Origin of the sequence: Pseudonocardia pini (assembly GCF_013870575.1) — a bacterium.
Classification (GTDB): Bacteria; Actinomycetota; Actinomycetes; order Mycobacteriales; family Pseudonocardiaceae; genus Pseudonocardia; species Pseudonocardia pini.
The window spans coordinates 1-2145 of sequence record NZ_JACBXB010000867.1 but is presented as its reverse complement, the minus strand read 5'-3'; the positions used below and the strand labels follow the sequence as shown (position 1 = coordinate 2145).

1 protein-coding gene and 1 pseudogene are annotated in these 2145 nt (G+C 75.4%); both read left to right on the top strand.

What is annotated here, in order from left to right; translation table 11 throughout:
* Positions 1 to 1110 (top strand): hypothetical protein (locus H5J29_RS30120; RefSeq protein WP_220188114.1); only part of this gene is annotated, 1110 nt, incomplete at its 5' end.
* A 231-nt stretch (positions 1111 to 1341) separates the two neighbouring features.
* Positions 1342 to 2145: pseudogene (locus H5J29_RS30115) on the top strand (hypothetical protein); the annotation flags it as partial.

Genomic DNA, 2145 nt, shown 5'->3' with positions numbered 1-2145 from the left:
CCTGAGGTGCGGAGACGGCGGCTGGGACGGCGACCGACGGCGCTGCTCCCGGTGCTCGTGGTCGCCTGGCTCGTCGCGATGCCGGGCTCCGCCGCCGGGTTCGGCACGATCCAGGGCGGCGGCCAGAACCGCGAGCACGAGCGCATCACCCGGGCCGCCCTGGCCTGCGTGGACGTGATCGGCCCGGACACGGCCTGCGTCGCGCCGCGGACCCTGGACAACCTCGCGGGCCACGACCGCGGGTTCGGCGCGGTCGGGGCCCCGGACAGCGACGAGCTGTCCGACCCGGCGGCGCACTGCGACGACGCCGACTTCCTCGTGGGCGCCTACCCGCGCACCCGCGACCAGGCGACCGTCGGGCTCACGGCCTGCGTCGACAAGCTGCGCGGCCGGTTCGCCGCGGCGGTCGACGCGGCGGCCCGGCTCGTGGACGAGCACGGTGACCTGGTCCCGGCCGAGGTCGACCTGGGCACGGAGTGCGGCGGTGCCGATCGCACCGAGCGGCGCGCCAAGTGCGACGTCCTGGAGATGCTCGGCCGGGTCCTGCACGGCACGCAGGACTTCTACGCCCACAGCAACTGGGCCGACCAGGCGGACCCCGGCCGTCCGACCGGGCCGGACAACCCGCCGGGCCTGGACCTGCCCGCGCCGAGCCCCGTGCTCGACCTGCGGAGCGGGACCCCGCCGGTGGTCCCCGCCGACCTCACCACCGGGTGCTTCGTGGTGCGCGACGAGGTGCCCGGCGTCGGGCCCTGTGCGGGCCGGGTGACGCACGCGGCGCTCAACAAGGACCGCGGGCTCGTCGATCCCGTGACCGGCGAGGTCTCGGCTCCGACGACGCCGCGGGGCATGGTGGGCGACAACTTCGAGAAGGCCGTGGACGCGGCGGGGACGGAGACCGTGCGGCAGTGGCGCGACCTCCGCGCCGCGCTCACGGCCCGGTACGGCGCGGACCGCGGTGAGCTGATGAGCTGCGCCCTCGCCCGCGACGACCCGGTGGCGGACTGCCAGGGCACGGACTGGGCCCTCGTCGTCGGGATCGCGGCCTGGGTCGGTCTCGCCGCCGCCGCCCTGCTGGTGGTGCTCCGCCGCCGTCGGAGGGCGGCCTGACCGAGCGCGCTCACCCGTTTCGGGTGGCTGTGCGATCCGCTGGTCACCGCCGCTTCGGGCCGAGCGCGGGTTCCTCGGCCCTCCCGCCGCCGGACGGCCGTCTCCACCGCGGCCCCGGGTTCGCGGCGACGTCGTCACCCCGGCCGGGTGAGGCCACTCATCCCGCGCGGGTGACGCGGCGCGGCCCGGACCGGGGGAGCCTGCACCTCCGCTGCCCGAGTGGAGGCCGAGATGACCCAGGCACAGGACGCACCACTCGACGTCCCGGACGCGCTGCGTCCCGACGAGCGCGCCGAGCTCGAACGGCTGCGCCGGGAGAACTCCGTGCTGCGCGCCGAACCACCGCGCCGCCGCAGCCGCATCCGGTGGCGCTCGATCGTCTCCGCGGTGCTGATCGTGCTCGGTGTGGTGCTCACCCCGGTGGCGCTGCTGTCGGTCTGGACCCGGGACCAGGTCTCGGACACCGACAGCTTCGTGACGACGGTCGGTCCCCTGATCGAGGACCCGGCCGTGCAGGAGGCCCTGACGAACCGGGTCACCACCACGGTGTTCGAGTACGTGGACGTCCAGGAACTCGCCGACCAGTCCCTCGCGGCCCTCGCGGCGCAGGGCCTGCCGCCCCAGCTCGTTCAGCGCCTGACCACCTTCACCCCGGCGCTGGAGACGGCGGCGACCGGCTTCGTGCGGGACAAGGTGGGCGCGCTCGTGGCGAGCCCGCAGTTCTCCGACGCCTGGGAGCAGGCCCTGCGGCTCGCCCACCAGCAGATGGTCACCGTGCTGTCCGGCGACGGCCAGGCGATCGTCGTGCAGGGCGGGACGGTGTACCTCGACCTCGCGCCGTTCATCGACGCGGCGAAGCAGCGGCTGGTCGCCGAGGGGCTCACCGCGGCGAGTGCGATCCCCGAGGTCCATCCCACGATCGCCCTCGCCCCCGCCGACCAGCTCGTCCGCGCGCGGGCCGCCTACGACACGCTGGACTCGGTCGCCACGGTGCTGCCCTGGATCACGCTGTTGCTGCTGGCCGTGGGTGTCTAC